Genomic DNA, 16383 nt, shown 5'->3' with positions numbered 1-16383 from the left:
GACACCCTCATGAACGACCAACTCGACACAGCCATCGAACAGAACGGCAAAGGCGACCTGACCCAGCTCCTCGCCGGCAACGACACATGGACGGTCGTCGGCTGACCAGGCCGCCCGTCCGAACGTCCCGAGGCCCGGATCTCGTCCTCCACGAGATCCGGGCCTCGTCTTTCACCCGTGAGCCGGTGTCATGACCGTATGTCGATACGGACATGACAGTCCGGGCCGCCCGGCGCTACCTTCATCGAACAGACGTGTGCGGTTCGGGAGGGCCAGTGAAGTCGGACGGGGAGCAGCGGGCAGGGTTGCTGTACGGGATCGGCGCCTACGGCATGTGGGGTCTGGTGCCACTGTTCTGGCCCCTGCTGAAGCCCTCCGGCGCGGTCGAGATCCTGGCCCACCGGATGGTCTGGTCGCTGGCCGTCGTCGCGATCGCGCTGCTCGTGGTGCGCCGCTGGGCGTGGGTACGGGAGTTGCTGGGCCAGCCCCGCAAGCTCGGCCTGCTGGTGCTCGCCGCCGTCACGATCAGCGTCAACTGGGGGCTGTACATCTGGTCGGTCAACACCGGCCATGTCGTCGAGGCGTCCCTGGGGTACTTCATCAACCCCCTCGTCACCATCGCCATCGGCGTCCTGCTCCTCAAGGAGCGGCTGCGGCCCGCCCAGTGGGCGGCGGTCTTCGTGGGCCTCGCCGCCGTACTGGTGCTGGCGATCGGATACGGGCAACCGCCCTGGATCTCCCTCACGCTGGCCTTCTCGTTCGCGACGTACGGCCTGGTGAAGAAGAAGGTCAACATCGGCGGTCTGGAGTCCCTGGCGGCCGAGACCGTGATCCTGTTCGTGCCCGCGCTCGGCTATCTGGTCTGGCTCGGGGTCTCCGGTGACGCCACGTTCGGACCGCAGGGGCTGGGGCATGCCGCGCTGCTGGCGGCCACCGGTGTGGTGACCGCCGTGCCGCTGGTCTGCTTCGGGGCGGCAGCGATACGGGTGCCGCTGTCGACGCTGGGGCTGTTGCAGTATCTGGCGCCCGTGTTCCAGTTCCTGCTCGGGATCCTCTACTTCCACGAGGCGATGCCCGCCGAGAGGTGGGCGGGCTTCGCGCTGGTGTGGATGGCGCTGACGATCCTGACGTGGGACGCGCTGCGGACGGCCCGGCGCAACAGGGCGGAGGCGGAGGCGTTGCGCGGGGCGAGCGCGGAGGCGGAGTCGGACGCTGAAGCTGAGTCGGAGGCGGTCGCGGAAGCTGCGATCCGGGCTCAGTCGCCGGACGGGGTCAGGGCCGTCGGGCGGGCCGGGCCGAGCACGTCCTCCGGTGAGTGAGGGCCGCGCGGCTTCCGGCGGCGTAGGCCCGTCGCCGTGACCGCCAGTCCCAGCAGCACCATCACCACCGGCACCACCAGTGCCGCCCGGAAGGCGCCCAACTCCCCGCCGGCTCCCCCCGAAGCCGTCGACGCCAGACCGTAGACGGCCGTCACCGCGGAAATGCCGATCGCCGAGCCGAACTGTGTCGACGTGTGCAGCAGCCCGCTCGCCAGTCCCTGCTCCTCCGACGCGACACCGTCCGTCGCCGCGATGGACAGCGGCCCGTACGCCAGGGCGAACGCGACACCGGTCAGGATCAGCGTCGGCGTCATCATCGCGTACGACCAGTCCGAACCGACCGGCAGGAACAGCCCGTACGCGACGATCGCCGCCACGAAACCGCCCAGCACCACCCGTGTGTTGCCGAACCGGTTGACCAGACGGGGCGTGAGGGTCGGCGCGAGGATCGCGTCGAGGCCCATCAGCACCAGGGCGAACGAGGTCTCCAGCGACGACCAGCCGCGCAGTTCCTGGAGGTAGAGCGTGGCCATGAACTGGAAGCCGAAGAAGGAGCCGACGAACAGCAGCGCCCCGAGGTCCGCGCGGACCATCGCCGCCCTGCGGAAGACCGCGAGCCGCACCAGCGGGGCGGCGGACCGGCGTTCGACGACGACGAAGGCGTACACCAGCAGCAGCCCGGCGGCGAACGCCCCCGCTGTGAGCTGCCAGCCGGAACCGCCGTGCTCCAGCCGTACGACCCCGGCGGCCAGGAGCATCATGGCCCCCGCCGCCGCGGCGGCGCCCGGCAGGTCGAAACCGTGCTCCGTCTTGTCGGGCACCTGCGCCGCGGCTCCTGTGCGGGGCAGCAGCCGCAGTGCGGCGATCAGCAGCACGCCCGCGAGCAGGACGGGGGCGAAGAACACCCAGCGCCAGCCGAGTTGCGTCAGCAGTCCGCCGATGACGACGCCGAGCGAGAAGCCTCCGGCGGCCGTGCCGGCGAAGACGAGCAGCGCGCGGTTGCGCTGCGGCCCCTCCTCGTAGGAGGTGGTGATGATCGACATCGCCGCCGGGGTCATGAAGGCCGCCGATACGCCGGTGATGAAGCGGGCGACGATCAGCATCCAGCCCTCGGTCGCGAAGCCGCCGAGGCCGGAGAAGAGAAGGAAGACCGTGAGCCAGATCAGGAACATCCGGCGCCGGCCGAGCAGATCGGCCGCGCGCCCGCCGAGCAGGGTGAATCCGGCGTAGCCGAGGATGTAGGCGCTCATGACCCAGGCCGCGGTGCCGGTGGACAGGTCGAGGTCGGCCCGGATCGAGGGGATGGCGACGGCGAGCATGGCGACGTCGATCCCCTCAAGGAAGATCGTCCCGCAGAGGACCAGCAGGAGCCCCCAGGCCCGTGCGGACAGGGCTGGGACCGGTCTCGGAACCGCGTTGGCGGACGGCATGGCTGTCTCCTCGAAGCGCGCATGGCGGAAGGGGTTGGTTACCTGGCCGAGGGTCGGTTCCCTCTTGTAACCCACCTGATCCTGCGGCACGATGCGATGTCATGGAAGAAGGCACTTTGAAGTCACCGAGGCACCCCGCGAGTACCGCCACGACGGGTACCGCCGGCGCCCGCTGCGACTACGGAGACGCGGACCCCTTCCAGTGGGACACGCGGGAGGACTGCGAGGTGCGGCAGATCCTCGACCGGATCGGCGACAAGTGGTCGCTGCTGGTCATCGCCCTGCTCGACGTGACGACGCTGCGCTTCACGGAGCTGCGCCGGGAGATCGACGGCATCAGCCAGCGCATGCTGACGGTGACGCTGCGCCAGTTGGAACGCGACGGCCTGGTGAAGCGCACGGTCCACCCGGTGGTGCCGCCGCGCGTGGAGTACCGGCTGACACCGATGGGGCGGACGCTGCACACGACGATCAACGCGCTGGTGGTCTGGACCGAGGAGCACCAGAACGAGATCGCGGCGGCGCGGGAGGAGTACGACAGGCGTGCGGCGGCGGAAGCCTCCTGAAGGCCCGCGCCCGGCGTGTTCATCGCATGCGCGCCCGCGCAACCAGTACGAACTGGGTGCATGACCCTGCACTGGAAACTCGTCATCGACACGATCGACCCGCACAGCCAGGCCGACTTCTGGGCGGAGGTGCTGGGCTACGAGGTCGAGGACAACAGCGTGCTGATCGAACGCCTGCTGGGCATCGGAGCCGTACCGATCGAACAGACGGTGGACTCGCACGGCCGCCGAGCCTGGCTGGATCTCATCGCCGTCCGCCATCCGGACGACCCGTTCGACCCGGACACGGGGGTCGGCACGGGCAGGCGAATCCTGTTCCAGCGCGTCCCGGAGTCGAAGGCCGGCAAGAACCGCATCCACCTCGACATCCACGCCGGGGAGGGACGGCGGGCGGCCGAGGTGGCCAGGCTGGAGGGGCTGGGCGCGGAGGTGCTGTACGAGGCGAACGTACCCGGAGGCGTATGGGTGACCATGACGGACCCGGAGGGCAACGAGTTCTGCGTGCAGTGAGGGAGCGGGCCCGGCAGTGGGTGGCCAGGGCCATGGGCCACGGGCCACCGGCAGGTCAGACGGTGAACAGGGTGGGGCGCGCGTCAGCGGCACAAGTATCCGCAAGTCGAACACCTGTGTCCGATTTCTGCTCTTGACGCTGAGTCAAGCATGCGTTGACCATCAGCACGCATCCTGCGCACCACCTTCCGTCAGTCCCCGTACGGAATTCGGAGCCCCCACATGAAGCTCTCCAAGCTCTCCGTTCCCGCACGTACCGTCCTCGTCGGCGCGCTCGCGATCGGCGGGCTGCTCGCGTCCGTCGCTCCCGTCGCGACCGCGGCGCCGGCCGGCGGCACCGCGACGGCGCCCGCCACCGTCCTGGCCGCACCTGACATATCGCTCGCCAATGTCAAGGCGCATCTCACCCAGTTCTCCTCGATAGCCGCCGCCAACGGTGGAAACCGCGCCCATGGCCGTCCCGGCTATCTGGCGTCGGTCAACTATGTGAAGGGCAAGCTGGACGCGGCCGGGTTCACCACCTCCGTACAGCAGTTCACCTCCGGCGGGACCACCGGCTACAACCTGATAGCCGACTGGCCCGGCGGCGACCCCAACCAGGTCGTGATGGCCGGTGCCCACCTCGACTCGGTGACCGCGGGTGCCGGGATCAACGACAACGGGTCCGGCTCCGCCGCCGTACTGGAGGCCGCGCTCGCGGTGTCCAGAGCGGGGCTCCAGCCGACGAAGCATCTGCGGTTCGGCTGGTGGGGCGCGGAGGAGCTGGGGATGGTCGGCTCCCGCTCGTACACGAACGGCCTGCCGTCCACCGAGCGCGCGAAGCTCGACAGCTACCTCAACTTCGACATGATCGGTTCGTCGAACGCCGGCTACTTCGTGTACGACGAGGACCCGGCCATCGAGCAGACCTTCAACAACTACTTCGCCGGGATCGGCGTCCCGACGGAGATCGACACCGAGGCCGACGGCCGCTCGGACCACGCCTCATTCATGAGCATCGGTGTGCCGGTCGGCGGTCTGTTCACCGGCGCCGGGCGTACGAAGACCAGTGCCCAGGCCCAGAAGTGGGGCGGCACTGCGGGCCAGGCCTTCGACCGCTGCTACCACTCGTCCTGCGACACGACCGCGAGCATCAACGACACGGCGCTGGACCGCAACAGCGACGCGATCGCCTATGCCGTCTGGGAGCTGGCGAGCTGACCCTCGGTCTCCTCACGCACTGATGTCCTTCGCCGTGAAACGCGCCCAGGCCGCCGAGCCGAAAACGGCCGCGTACACGCCCTGCAGACCGAGATTCCGCAGCACGTCGTCCCAGTAGAACGGCTCGCGGAGCAGATCGGCGAAGGACAGCCAGTAGTGCGGGAAGAGATACGGGTGGATCCCGTGCAGCTGCGGGATCGTGTCCAGGATCTGCACCGTGATCACCAGCCCGACCGTCGTCGCCATGGCGGCGATCCCGCTGTTGGTGAGGGTGGAGACGAAGAGACCGAGCGCCGCCAGCCCGATCAGTGAGGCGGCGACGACCAGCGCGATCAGCAGCGCCCTCAGCAGCCCGTCGCCGAAGGAAATGCGCGTACCGGAGATCGTCGTGACCTCGCCGAGCGGGAAGAGCAGCGCCCCCACGATCAGCGCGGAGACCGCCACCGCCAGGGTCGCGGCCAGGCAGAACACCAGCGTCGCCGCGTACTTGGCCAGCAGCAGCCGGGTACGGCCCGCCGGTGCGACCAGCAGATAGCGCAGGGTGCCGGCGTTCGCTTCGCCCGCGACCGCGTCGCCCGCGATGACGCCGACCGCCATCGGGAGGAAGACCGGCAGGGTCGCGGCGAGCGCGGCGAAGACCAGGAACAGCCCGTTGTTGGTGATCTGCGTGAGGAAGGCCGGGCCGCCGCCGCCCTCAGGCCCCCCGCCGCCGACCGAGCCGCCGTCGCTCGTCTCGATCTTGATGGCGATGCCGATCAGGACCGGTACGGCGGCGAGCACGCCGAGCAGCGCCAGGGTGCGCCAGCGGCGGAAGGTGGTGGTCAGCTCGGAGCGCAGCAGCCCGAACGTCCAGAGCGGCGATACGGCTCGGGCCCGGACCCCAGTGCCGGGACCGGTTCCTGCACCCGTCCCTGAACCCGTCCCTGAACCCGTACGCTCCTCAACCCGCGACATCGAATCCCTCCCCGGTCAGCGCCACGAACGCGTCCTCCAGCGAAGCCCGTTCGACCCCGAAGGCCCGCACCCGCACTCCGGCCCGCACCAGCGCGGCGTTCAGTTCGGCCGGATCGGCCGGCTCCCCCTCGTCGGACACCGGCAGCTCCCCGGTCACCCGGTCCCCGGCCACCGTCACGTCGGTCACCCCCAGCTCCTTGAGCACCCGCGCCGCGTCCCCCGGATCGGAGGTCGTGACCGCCAGCCGCCCCCGTGTGCCCGCCGCCAGCTCGGCGACCGTGCCCTGGGTCAGCAGCCGCCCGCGCGCCATCACGGCGGCGTGCGTGCACACCTGCTCGATCTCGTCGAGCAGGTGCGAGGAGAGGAAGACCGTCGTGCCCTCCCCCGCCAGCTCCCGCACGAGCGCCCTGATCTCGCGCATGCCCTGCGGGTCGAGTCCGTTCGTCGGCTCGTCCAGCACCAGGAGGCTGCGCGGCTGGAGCAGCGCGGCGGCGAGCGCGAGCCGCTGCTTCATACCGAGGGAGTACGCCTTCGCCTTCTTGCCGCCCGCCGCCGTGAGCCCGACCCGCTCCAGCGCCCGGGTCACGCGGGCCCGCCGGGTGCGCGGGTCGGCGGTCGGGTCTGCGGAGTCGTACCGCAGGAGATTGTCGCGGCCGGTCAAGTACCCGTACAGCGCCGGGCCTTCGATCAGCGCGCCCACCTGCGGCAGTACGGCTCTGGAGGCGCGCGGCATGGGGCGGCCGAGGACCGATGCCGTGCCCGCGGTCGGTTCTATGAGGCCCATCAGCATGCGGATGGTGGTGGTCTTGCCGGAGCCGTTGGGGCCCAGGAAGCCGAAGACGCTGCCGGCCGGCACCGCGAGGTCGAGCCGGTCGACGGCGAGCTGCCCGCCCCGGTAGCGCTTGGTGAGCCCGCGTGTCTCTATGACGACGGTCATCCCGCGGCCATCCCTTCTCTCCGGCCTTCCGGTCTCCCGGTCGCTCCTGATCCTGAGTGAGCCTGATCGACGGTCGACGGTCGACGATCGACGTGCGGACAGCGGTCCGCCCCGCCGTACGGAGCGTACGACGGGGCGGGCCACTCGTGTGCGGCGGTGCGGCGCTTCGCGCTACTTCGCCTCGTTGGCGATCTTCACCAGCGCGTCCTTGGTGACCGCGCCGACGTAGACCTTGCCGTCGTCCGTCATCAGGGCGTTCACCAGGCGCGTCTTGAAGACCGTGCCCGAACCGAACTTCCCGTTGACCTTGTCGCCCAGCGCGTCCATGAACTGCTGCGCCTGCGCCGGCATGCCCTTCGACCCGGCGGCCGGTGCCTTGCCGCCGGTGTCGAGCTGGACCACCGTGGTCCAGCCCTCGCCGATGACGTTCGGCTCGGCGCCGAGGCCCTTGGCACCCTTGGCGTCCTTGGGCGCCTGGTGCTTGCCCGCGGCCTTCGACTCGTCGGCCTCCGTCACCTTCGCGCCCTTGGGGGGCGAGAAGTCGAAGGTGGACGCGGCCGGCCGGGAGAAGTCGACCTTGGTGAAGCCGACGTCGATCGCGGCCTTGCCACCGCTGCTCGGCAGGAGCGTGAACTTCAGCGGCGTACCGGTCTTGGAGTCGACCGCCACCGTGATGGAGCCGATCGTGGAGTTCTGCTGCTTGGGCTTGATCAGCAGCTGGTAGGCGTCACGGCCCGCGATGCGCGCCGTGCCGTCCACGGTCACCGAGGTGGTGTCGCCCGCGGCCTTCAGCGCATGCTGCGCGAAGTCCTGGGGCGTGGCGGGCAGATCCTTCGGCGCCGCCTGGTCCTTGCCCTTCCCGCCCTTGGCCGAGCCCTTCGCGCCGTCGGCGGGAGCCTTGGAGTGGTACGCCTCGTTGGAGGCGCTGTCGTACGCCCACACCTCGTCGCCGTTGTGGATCAGGCTGTACTCGGCGGCCTTGTCGAGGATCGACACCCGCTGCTTGTCCGGTCCGTCGGCGGCGACGCGCAGGGTGTGCTCGCCGGAGGCCAGCTCCATCATCCGGCCGGTCGGCTCCGCGGCCGAACCGCGGCCCTCGCCCGCATCGGTGCCGCCCTTCGGCGCCAACGCCCCGGCGGCCGAACCGCCCAGGCCGCCGAGCGCCGGGATGCCGAGGTCCGTGGTGATCTTGACCGTGCCGGACAGCCGCTCGGTGTCGGACGCGGCAATCTTCTCGATCAGCTTCGCCGCGCTGATCTTCGGCAGGTCGGGGTCGCCCGTCGCGGCGAGCGCCGGGACGAGTCCGATGGTGGCCGCGGCCACTCCGGCGACCGCGGCCGGGACGACATAGCGCGCCGCTCTGCGACGGCCCGCCGGGACATCCCCGCTCTCGCCGGTCTCGCCGGTGATCTGTGCGCTGTCGTTCGGTGCCATGTGTGCCCTACCTCCGTGGTCGGCGGCTTCCGTCCCTGTGCACTCGTCCACCCCTTGCCGCCATTCTCACTCGAATTGGTCTGGGGTGGTGTTCTCCATAAGACCAAATCGGCTAATCGGAAGCGTCAACCCGCAGAGGCAACCTCGCGTACTGCTCTGGGATGACAGTCGGAGCCCCCGACTCCCCCAACCAGTAGGGGACGGGGGGAATCCGGCGTCGAGGGGGGCGTCGGGAGGTGAACGGGCCCCGAACAGGCGTCAACGAGCGTCAACGGGCTTACTCAGCCCGCCCGGTGGACCACCGCGTCGCACAGCTCCAGCAGCGCGGACTTCGCGTAGCACTCCGGCAGCGGCCCGAGCGCCGTACGCGCCTCCTCGGCGTACCGGACGGTGTCCCGTCGCGCCTGCTCGAGCGCCGGGTGGGCGCGCAGCCTGCGCAGCACCTCCGCATGCCGGGCGTCGTCGCTCAGATCGCCGTCCAGCAGCCGGACCAGCTCGACGTCCTCCGGGCGGCCGTGCGCCTGCGCCTGGGCGCGCAGCAGCAGCACCGGCAGCGTGGGGATGCCCTCACGAAGGTCGGTGCCGGGGGTCTTGCCGGACTCGTGGGAGTCGCTGGCGATGTCCAGGACGTCGTCGGCGAGCTGGAAGGCGACGCCCAGGCGCTCGCCGTACTGGGTGAGGATGTCGATGACCGCCTCGTCGGCGCCCGACGTCAGCGCGCCGAAGCGGCCCGACACGGCGAACAGCGCGCCGGTCTTTCCGGCGAGCACGTCCAGGTAGTGGCTGACCGGGTCGCGCCCGTCGCGCGGTCCGGCCGTCTCCAGGATCTGACCCGTCACCAGCCGCTCGAACGCCTCGGCCTGGATCCGTACGGCCTCCGGCCCGAGGTCCGCCAGGATGTGCGAGGCGCGCGCGAAGAGGAAGTCACCGGTGAGGACCGCGACGGAGTTGCCCCAGCGGCTGTTGGCGCTGCCCACACCCCGGCGTACGTCCGCCTCGTCCATCACGTCGTCGTGGTAGAGCGTCGCCAGGTGGGTCAGCTCGACGACCACGGCCGCCGGGACGATGCCGGGGGCGTACGGGTCGCCGAACTGGGCCGCCAGCATCACTACCAGCGGCCGGAACCGCTTGCCGCCGGCGCGCACCAGATGCTGCGCCGCTTCCGTGATGAAAGGGACCTCGCTCTTGGTGGCTTCGAGGAGACCCGCCTCCACGGCCGACAATCCGCTCAGGACATCGGCTTCAAGAGCCGGGTCCCGCACGCTCAACCCGAACGGCCCGACGACGGTCACGAGGGGTACTCCTGTCTGCTGACGATCACATGGATTGTCGATGTGTCGCTGCTGTCATTCAAGTCAGCGTATCCGGTCGAGTTTCGATCACCATGGGCGCCTTCCCGGCTCCGCCCGTATGTTCGTGGTCAGTAAATACCAACGGAACTGACCGCGTTTGTCCGCGCCCTCCGCCCCGTTCGGGCTACCGCCGGTACGGTCCCCCAACACCCCACCACACTCAGGCCCTTTCGGTCATTGCGCCCTTTTCGCCACTGCCGCCACCGGGCAACACCGACGTAACGTGTCCCGCATCGATCCGGAAAGCGAGGCAGCACCATGCCCGAGCAGAGCCCGCTCGAACTGGCCGAGGGCGATCCCTTCGGTCCGCACAACCTCCCGTACGGCGTCTTCACCACGGCCGACGAGCCCGAGCGCCGCCGGCTCGGGGTCCGCGTCGGCGGCCATGTGCTCGACGCGGGAGCCGCCGCGCACGCGCTGGGCTCCCCGTACGCCGCGCTGCTGGCCCGCCCCAGCCTCAACCCGCTGATGGCCGCCGGGCGCACGGCCTGGCGCGATGTGCGCCGGGCGCTCACCGCCTGGGTCACGGTGCCCGCCCACCGCCCGGACATAGAGCCCCTGCTGCACCCCCTCGGCTCGGTCACGCTGCACCTGCCGTACGAGGTCGCGGACTACGTCGACTTCTACGCGAGCGAGCACCACGCCACCAACGTGGGCCGGATCTTCCGGCCCGACGGTGAGCCGCTGACGCCGAACTGGAAGCATCTGCCGATCGGTTACCACGGCAGGTCCGGCACGATCGTCGTCTCGGGTACGGACGTGACACGCCCGTCCGGCCAGCGCAAGGCGCTCTCCGACCCCGAGCCCGTCTTCGGGCCCTCCGTCAAGCTCGACATCGAGGCGGAGGTCGGCTTCGTCGTCGGCACGCCCTCGCCGCAGGGCAGCCCGGTGGAGCTGGCCTCCTTCCGGGACCATGTCTTCGGCCTCTCTCTGCTCAACGACTGGTCGGCACGGGACATCCAGGCCTGGGAGTACGTTCCGCTCGGCCCGTTCCTCGGCAAGTCCTTCGCCACGTCCGTGTCGGCCTGGGTGACGCCCCTGGAGGCCCTGGACGCCGCGCGGGTGCCTCCCCCGCCCCGTACGCACCCGCCGCTGCCGTATCTGGACGACGCGGACGAGGAGGTGCCCGGCGGCTTCGACCTGCGGATCACGGTCACACTCAACGGCCAGGTGCTCTCCGATCCGCCCTTCGCGGGCATGTACTGGACGGCGGCGCAGCAGCTGGCCCATATGACGGTCAACGGCGCCTCGCTCCGCACGGGAGACCTCTTCGCCTCGGGCACGGTCAGCGGCGGCCGTCGCGAGGAGCGCGGCTCACTCCTCGAACTCACCTGGAACGGCACCGAGCCCCTCGAACTGACGGACGGCAAGCGGACGTTCCTGGAGGACGGCGACGAGGTCACGCTCACCGCGTGGGCGCCAGGCCCGGACGGCGTCCGCGTCGGCCTCGGCGAAGTGACGGGCCGGATCGTCGCCGGGTGAGGACGTGGCGCGGACACGGCACGGGGCCCCACCGGTGTCGGTGGGGCCCCGCGGCGCGTACGGCCTAAAGGGCTACCGCACAAAGACGCCCGCCTGGCTCGCCAGATCCAGGAAGTACTGCGGCGCGAGGCCCAGCACCAGCGTGACCACGACGCCCAGTCCGATCGCGGTCATCGTCAGCGGCGAGGGCACGGCGACCGTGGGGCCGTCCGCCTTCGGCTCGCTGAAGAACATCAGCACGATGACCCGGATGTAGAAGAACGCGGCGATCGCCGACGAAATCACACCGACCACGACCAGTGCCCCGGCCCCGCCGTCCGCCGCCGCCTTGAAGACGGCGAACTTGCCGGAGAAGCCCGAGGTCAGCGGAATACCGGCGAAGGCGAGCAGGAAGACCGCGAAGACCGCGGCCACCAGCGGCGAACGCCGGCCGAGCCCCGCCCACTTGGACAGATGCGTGGCCTCGCCACCCGCGTCGCGCACCAGCGTGACGACGGCGAACGCGCCGACCGTGACGAACGAGTACGCCGCCAGGTAGAAGAGGACGGAGGAGATGCCCTGGTCCGTCATCGCGATGACACCGGCCAGGATGAAGCCCGCGTGCGCGATCGACGAGTACGCCAGGAGGCGCTTGATGTCCGTCTGGGTGATCGCGACGATCGCGCCGAACAGCATCGTGATGATCGCGACGCCGAACATCACCGGCCGGAAGTCCCAGCGCAGGCCCGGCAGGACGACGTAGAGCAGCCGCAGCAGCGCGCCGAACGCCGCCACCTTCGTCGCGGCGGCCATGAAGCCGGTGACCGGCGTGGGCGCGCCCTGGTAGACGTCCGGGGTCCACATGTGGAACGGCACCGCGCCGACCTTGAAGAGCAGGCCCATCAGGATCATCGCGCCGCCGATGAGCAGCAGCGCGTCGTTGCCCATGGTGTCCGCGAGGACCGGGTCGACGGTCGCGACCGAGCCGTCCACGACGGCGGCGATGCGCGCGTACGACACCGAGCCCGCGTAGCCGTACAGCAGCGCGATGCCGAACAGCAGGAACGCGGACGAGAAGGCGCCGAGCAGGAAGTACTTCACCGCGGACTCCTGCGACATCAGCCGCTTGCGGCGGGCCAGCGCGCACAGGAGATAGAGCGGGAGGGAGAAGACCTCCAGCGCGATGAAGAGCGTCAGCAGGTCGTTGGCGGCCGGGAAGACCAGCATGCCGGCCACCGCGAACAGCGCGATCGGGAAGACCTCGGTGGTGGTGAACCCGGCCTTGACGGCCGCCTTCTCGCTCTCGCTGCCGGGCACCGAGGCGCCCTGCGCGGCGAACGAGTCGACGCGGGCGCCGTGGCTCGCCGGGTCGAGCCTGCGCTCGGCGAAGGTGAACACCGCCACGACCGCTGTCAGGAGGATGACTCCCTGGAGGAACAGCGCCGGGCCGTCCACGGCGATCGCGCCCATGGCGGCGAGGTGCGCCTTGGTGCTGCCGTATCCGCCCGCCGCCAGGGCGACCACCGCGGCGAACGCGGCGGCCAGGGCGACGACCGAGAGGAACAGCTGCGCGTAGTAACGCCCCTTCCTCGGGACGAAGGCCTCAAGGAGGATGCCCACGACGGCGGCGCCCAGGATGATCAGCACGGGAGCCAGTTGCGCGTATTCGATCTTGGGGGCCTGGATCTTGTCGATCCCTTCGGCCGCCGTCGTCGTCCACAGGCTGTGGACAGCTGTCGCACTCACGGGGCTGCCTCCACCTCGGGCTTGGGGTCGGTCTTCTGTACGTCACTCATGGTGTGCTCCACCGCCGGGTTCACGATGTCGGTCAGCGGCTTCGGGTAGACGCCCAGGAAGAGAAGGAGCGCGATGAGCGGGGTGACGACCGCCAGCTCCCGGAACTTCAGGTCCGGCATGGTGCGGACCGACTCGTTGACCGGGCCCGTCATCGTGCGCTGGTAGAGGACCAGGACATACAGCGCGGCGAGCACGATGCCGATGGTCGCGATGATACCGATCACCGGATACCTGCTGAACGTGCCGACCAGGACCAGGAATTCACTCACGAACGGGGCGAGCCCCGGCAGCGAGAGCGTCGCCAGACCGCCGATCAGGAACGTACCGGCCAGGACCGGGGCGACCTTCTGCACTCCGCCGTAGTCCGAGATGAGCCGCGAGCCGCGCCGCGAGATCAGGAAGCCCGCGACCAGCAGCAGCGCGGCCGTCGAGATTCCGTGGTTGATCATGTAGAGCGTCGCGCCCGACTGGCCCTGGCTGGTCATCGCGAAGATGCCCATGATGATGAAGCCGAAGTGCGAGATCGACGCGTACGCGATCAGCCGCTTGATGTCACGCTGGCCGACCGCGAGCAGCGCCCCGTAGACGATGCTGATCAGCGCCAGCACCAGCACCACCGGGGTCGCCCACTTGGACGCCTCCGGGAAGAGCTGGAGGCAGAAGCGCAGCATCGCGAACGTGCCGACCTTGTCGACCACCGCGGTGATCAGGACGGCGACGGGCGCGGTGGCCTCGCCCATGGCGTTGGGCAGCCAGGTGTGCACCGGCCACAGCGGTGCCTTGATGGCGAAGGCGAAGAAGAAGCCCAGGAAGAGCCACCGCTCCACGCCCGTCGACATGTCCAGCGTGCCGTCGGCCCTCATCGCCGCGATCTCCGTCAGCGAGAAGGTCCCCGCCTCCACGAACAGACCGATGACGGCGGCCAGCATGATCAGGCCGCCGGCCAGGTTGTAGAGGAGGAACTTCACGGCCGCGTACGACCGCTGGGTGGCCCCGGCCTCGTCGCCGCCCGCGTGGGCGCGGTCGCCGAAGCCGCCGATGAGGAAGTACACCGGGATGAGCATGGCTTCGAACAGGATGTAGAAGAGGAAGACGTCGGTGGCCTCGAAGGAGAGGATCACCATCGCCTCGACCATCAGGATCAGGGCGAAGAAGCCCTGCGTCGGCCGCCAGCGCGAACTCTTCGTCTCCATCGGGTCGGCGTCGTGCCAGCCCGCGAGGATGACGAAGGGGATCAGCAGGGCGGTGAGCGCCATCAGCACCACGCCGATTCCGTCCACGCCCAGTTCGTATTTCACCCCGAAGTCGGGGATCCAGGCGTGGGACTCCGTCAGCTGGTAGCGGGCGCCGCCGGGTTCGAAGCGGGCCAGCGCGATCGCCGCCAGCACGAGCGTGGCGAGCGAGAAGGCCAGCGCGATCCACTTGGCAGCGGTGCGCCTGGCGGCCGGGACGGCCGCCGTGACGATCGCGCCGATCGCCGGGACGGCGGCTGTCGCCGTCAGAAGGGGGAACGACATCTGATTACACCGCCCTCATCAGCAGGGTCGCGGCGATGAGCACTGCCGTACCTCCGAACATCGAGACCGCGTAGGAGCGGGCGTAGCCGTTCTGCAGTTTGCGAAGCCGACCGGAGAGCCCGCCCATCGACGCCGCGGTGCCGTTGACGACACCGTCGACCAGGGTGTGGTCGACGTACACGAGCGAGCGCGTCAGGTGCTCGCCGCCGCGCACCAGGACCACATGGTTGAAGTCGTCCTGGAGGAGATCGCGGCGGGCGGCGCGGGTGAGCAGCGAGCCGCGCGGCGCCGTGACCGGCACCGGCCTGCGGCCGTACTGGAGATACGCGACACCGACACCGATGAGCAGCACCACGACCGTGGACGCGGTGACGGCCGCCGCGCTGATCGGCGGGTGGCCGTGCTCGAACTGGGTGACCGGCTCCAGCCACTTCACGAACGACTCGTTGAGCGAGAAGAGACCGCCCGCGAAGACCGAGCCGAAGGCGAGGACGATCATCGGGATCGTCATCGACTTGGGCGACTCGTGCGGGTGCGGCTCGTTGCCCTGGGCGTCGGGCTGCCAGCGCTTCTCGCCGAAGAAGGTCATCAGCATCACGCGCGTCATGTAGTACGCCGTGAGAGCCGCGCCCAGCAGGGTGACGGCGCCGAGAATCCAGCCCTCGGTGCCTCCCTTGGCGAACGCCGCCTCGATGATCTTGTCCTTCGACCAGAAGCCGGAGAGCCCCGGGAAGCCGATGATCGCCAGATAGCCGAGACCGAAGGTGACGAAGGTGACCGGCATGTACTTGCGCAGGCCGCCGTACTTCCGCATGTCCACTTCGTCGTTCATGCCGTGCATGACCGAGCCGGCGCCGAGGAACAGCCCCGCCTTGAAGAAGCCGTGCGTCACCAGGTGCATGATCGCGAAGACGTAGCCGATCGGGCCGAGGCCCGCGGCCAGGATCATGTAGCCGATCTGGGACATCGTCGAGCCCGCGAGGGCCTTCTTGATGTCGTCCTTCGCGCAACCGACGATCGCACCGAAGAGGAGCGTGACGGCTCCGACGATCACGACGACCAGCTGGGCGTCCGGCGAGGCGTTGAAGATCGCGCCGGACCGGGTGATCAGATACACGCCCGCCGTCACCATCGTCGCCGCGTGGATCAGGGCCGAGACCGGGGTCGGGCCCTCCATCGCGTCGCCGAGCCAGGACTGGAGCGGCACCTGCGCCGACTTGCCGCAGGCGGCGAGCAGGAGCATCAGGCCGATGGCGGTGATCGTGCCGCCGCTCGCCTCACCGGTGGACTCCAGGACGGGCCCGAAGGCGAACGTGCCGAAGGTGGTGAACATCAGCATGATCGCGATCGACAGGCCCATGTCGCCGACGCGGTTGACCAGGAAGGCCTTCTTGGCCGCCGTGGCAGCGCTGGGCTTGTGCTGCCAGAAGCCGATGAGCAGGTACGACGCGAGGCCGACGCCCTCCCAGCCGAAGTACAGCAGCAGGTAGTTGTCCGCGAGGACGAGCAGCAGCATCGCGGCGAGGAACAGGTTCAGATAGCCGAAGAAGCGGCGGCGCCGCTCGTCGTGCTCCATGTACCCGATGGAGTAGATGTGGATCAGGGTGCCGACGCCGGTGATCAGCAGGACGAAGGTCATCGACAGCTGGTCGAGCTGGAAGGCGATGTCCGCCTGGAAGCTCTCGACCGGGATCCAGCTGAACAGGTGCTGGTGCAGGGTGCGTTCGTCCGCGCCCCTGCCCAGCATGTCCGCGAACAGCACCACGCCGATCACGAAGGAGGCAGCCGCCAGCAGCGTACCGAGCAGATGTCCCACCCGGTCGAGCCGTCGCCCGCCGCACAGCAGAAGACCTGCTCCGAGCAGGGGCGCCGCGATGAGCAGCGCGATCAAATTCTCCACGATTCA

At 69.7% G+C, this 16383-nt stretch carries 12 protein-coding genes and 2 pseudogenes; 6 read left to right on the top strand and 8 right to left on the bottom strand.

The window, feature by feature from the left end; all coding sequences use genetic code 11:
* Window positions 1–105 (top strand): annotated as a pseudogene (locus ACIBLA_RS36215) (2-oxoacid:ferredoxin oxidoreductase subunit beta); the annotation flags it as partial.
* A 170-nt stretch (window positions 106–275) separates the two neighbouring features.
* Complete coding sequence (gene rarD / locus ACIBLA_RS36210; protein WP_363245937.1) at window positions 276–1319, top strand: EamA family transporter RarD; 1044 nt, start codon at window positions 276–278, stop codon at window positions 1317–1319.
* On the opposite strand, the gene ACIBLA_RS36205 is transcribed toward rarD, so the two are convergent.
* Window positions 1256–2710, bottom strand: a complete 1455-nt coding sequence (locus tag ACIBLA_RS36205) for an MFS transporter (protein ID WP_399201019.1) — start codon at window positions 2708–2710, stop codon at window positions 1256–1258. The two genes, rarD and ACIBLA_RS36205, sit on opposite strands and share 64 nt — an antisense overlap.
* Window positions 2711–2850: 140 nt before the next feature.
* Between ACIBLA_RS36205 and ACIBLA_RS36200 the strand changes: the two genes are divergently transcribed.
* The 3 genes and pseudogenes from ACIBLA_RS36200 to ACIBLA_RS36190 all read left to right on the top strand — a co-directional run.
* The gene (locus ACIBLA_RS36200; RefSeq protein WP_363245936.1) at window positions 2851–3315 is read left to right on the top strand and encodes a helix-turn-helix domain-containing protein; all 465 of its coding nucleotides are present in this window, start codon (window positions 2851–2853) and stop codon (window positions 3313–3315) included.
* A gap of 60 nt (window positions 3316–3375) precedes the next feature.
* Window positions 3376–3825 (top strand): VOC family protein, encoded by a 450-nt coding sequence (locus tag ACIBLA_RS36195; RefSeq protein ID WP_399201017.1) that lies wholly within the window; start codon window positions 3376–3378, stop codon window positions 3823–3825.
* 222 nt (window positions 3826–4047) lie between these two features.
* A pseudogene (locus ACIBLA_RS36190) lies at window positions 4048–5022 on the top strand (M28 family metallopeptidase); the annotation flags it as partial.
* A 15-nt stretch (window positions 5023–5037) separates the two neighbouring features.
* On the opposite strand, the gene ACIBLA_RS36185 reads toward ACIBLA_RS36190, so the two are convergent.
* The 4 genes from ACIBLA_RS36185 to ACIBLA_RS36170 form a co-directional block, all read right to left on the bottom strand.
* A complete protein-coding gene (locus tag ACIBLA_RS36185; RefSeq protein ID WP_363245934.1) occupies window positions 5038–5979 on the bottom strand; it encodes an ABC transporter permease in 942 nt (313 codons plus the stop codon).
* A complete protein-coding gene (locus ACIBLA_RS36180) occupies window positions 5966–6916 on the bottom strand; it encodes an ATP-binding cassette domain-containing protein (protein ID WP_399201016.1) in 951 nt (316 codons plus the stop codon). Before ACIBLA_RS36180 ends, ACIBLA_RS36185 begins: the two co-directional genes overlap by 14 nt.
* Before the next feature lie 171 nt (window positions 6917–7087).
* Window positions 7088–8350, bottom strand: a complete 1263-nt coding sequence (locus ACIBLA_RS36175; RefSeq protein ID WP_399201015.1) for an outer membrane lipoprotein carrier protein LolA — start codon at window positions 8348–8350, stop codon at window positions 7088–7090.
* 281 nt (window positions 8351–8631) lie between these two features.
* Window positions 8632–9642 carry a polyprenyl synthetase family protein gene (locus ACIBLA_RS36170; RefSeq protein ID WP_363245931.1) on the bottom strand — a complete coding sequence of 337 codons (1011 nt, stop codon included), beginning with the start codon at window positions 9640–9642 and terminating at the stop codon, window positions 8632–8634.
* 318 nt (window positions 9643–9960) lie between these two features.
* Between ACIBLA_RS36170 and fahA the strand changes: the two genes are divergently transcribed.
* Window positions 9961–11184 (top strand): fumarylacetoacetase, encoded by a 1224-nt coding sequence (gene fahA / locus ACIBLA_RS36165; RefSeq protein ID WP_363245930.1) that lies wholly within the window; start codon window positions 9961–9963, stop codon window positions 11182–11184.
* Window positions 11185–11256: 72 nt separating this feature from the next.
* Here the strand turns inward: fahA and nuoN are convergent, their stop codons facing one another.
* The 3 genes from nuoN to nuoL are packed head-to-tail and all read right to left on the bottom strand — an operon-like array spanning window position 11257 to window position 16377.
* The gene (gene nuoN / locus ACIBLA_RS36160) at window positions 11257–12909 is read right to left on the bottom strand and encodes an NADH-quinone oxidoreductase subunit NuoN (protein WP_363245929.1); all 1653 of its coding nucleotides are present in this window, start codon (window positions 12907–12909) and stop codon (window positions 11257–11259) included.
* Window positions 12906–14477, bottom strand: coding sequence for an NADH-quinone oxidoreductase subunit M (locus ACIBLA_RS36155; protein WP_363245928.1), 1572 nt, complete (start codon window positions 14475–14477; stop codon window positions 12906–12908). The genes nuoN and ACIBLA_RS36155 overlap by 4 nt, the downstream gene beginning before the upstream one ends.
* A 4-nt stretch (window positions 14478–14481) precedes the next feature.
* Window positions 14482–16377, bottom strand: a complete 1896-nt coding sequence (nuoL, locus tag ACIBLA_RS36150; protein WP_399201014.1) for an NADH-quinone oxidoreductase subunit L — start codon at window positions 16375–16377, stop codon at window positions 14482–14484.
* Between the last annotated feature and the right edge of the window lie 6 nt (window positions 16378–16383).

Origin of the sequence: Streptomyces sp. NPDC050433 (genome assembly GCF_044458565.1) — a bacterium.
Taxonomy (GTDB): domain Bacteria; phylum Actinomycetota; class Actinomycetes; order Streptomycetales; family Streptomycetaceae; genus Streptomyces.
The sequence above is the reverse complement of the archived record's forward strand: the minus strand, read 5'-3'. Positions and strand labels throughout refer to the sequence as shown.

What these genes read in the sequence shown, in the direction of transcription:
- ACIBLA_RS36200 (WP_363245936.1), top strand. Translation starts at nt 2,851, where the DNA reads ATGGAAGAAGGCACTTTGAAGTCACCGAGGCACCCCGCGAGTACCGCC.
- ACIBLA_RS36195 (WP_399201017.1), top strand. Translation starts at nt 3,376, where the DNA reads ATGACCCTGCACTGGAAACTCGTCATCGACACGATCGACCCGCACAGC.
- ACIBLA_RS36185 (WP_363245934.1), bottom strand. Translation starts at nt 5,979, where the DNA reads ATGTCGCGGGTTGAGGAGCGTACGGGTTCAGGGACGGGTTCAGGGACG.
- ACIBLA_RS36180 (WP_399201016.1), bottom strand. Translation starts at nt 6,916, where the DNA reads ATGACCGTCGTCATAGAGACACGCGGGCTCACCAAGCGCTACCGGGGC.
- ACIBLA_RS36175 (WP_399201015.1), bottom strand. Translation starts at nt 8,350, where the DNA reads ATGGCACCGAACGACAGCGCACAGATCACCGGCGAGACCGGCGAGAGC.
- fahA (WP_363245930.1), top strand. Translation starts at nt 9,961, where the DNA reads ATGCCCGAGCAGAGCCCGCTCGAACTGGCCGAGGGCGATCCCTTCGGT.
- ACIBLA_RS36155 (WP_363245928.1), bottom strand. Translation starts at nt 14,477, where the DNA reads ATGTCGTTCCCCCTTCTGACGGCGACAGCCGCCGTCCCGGCGATCGGC.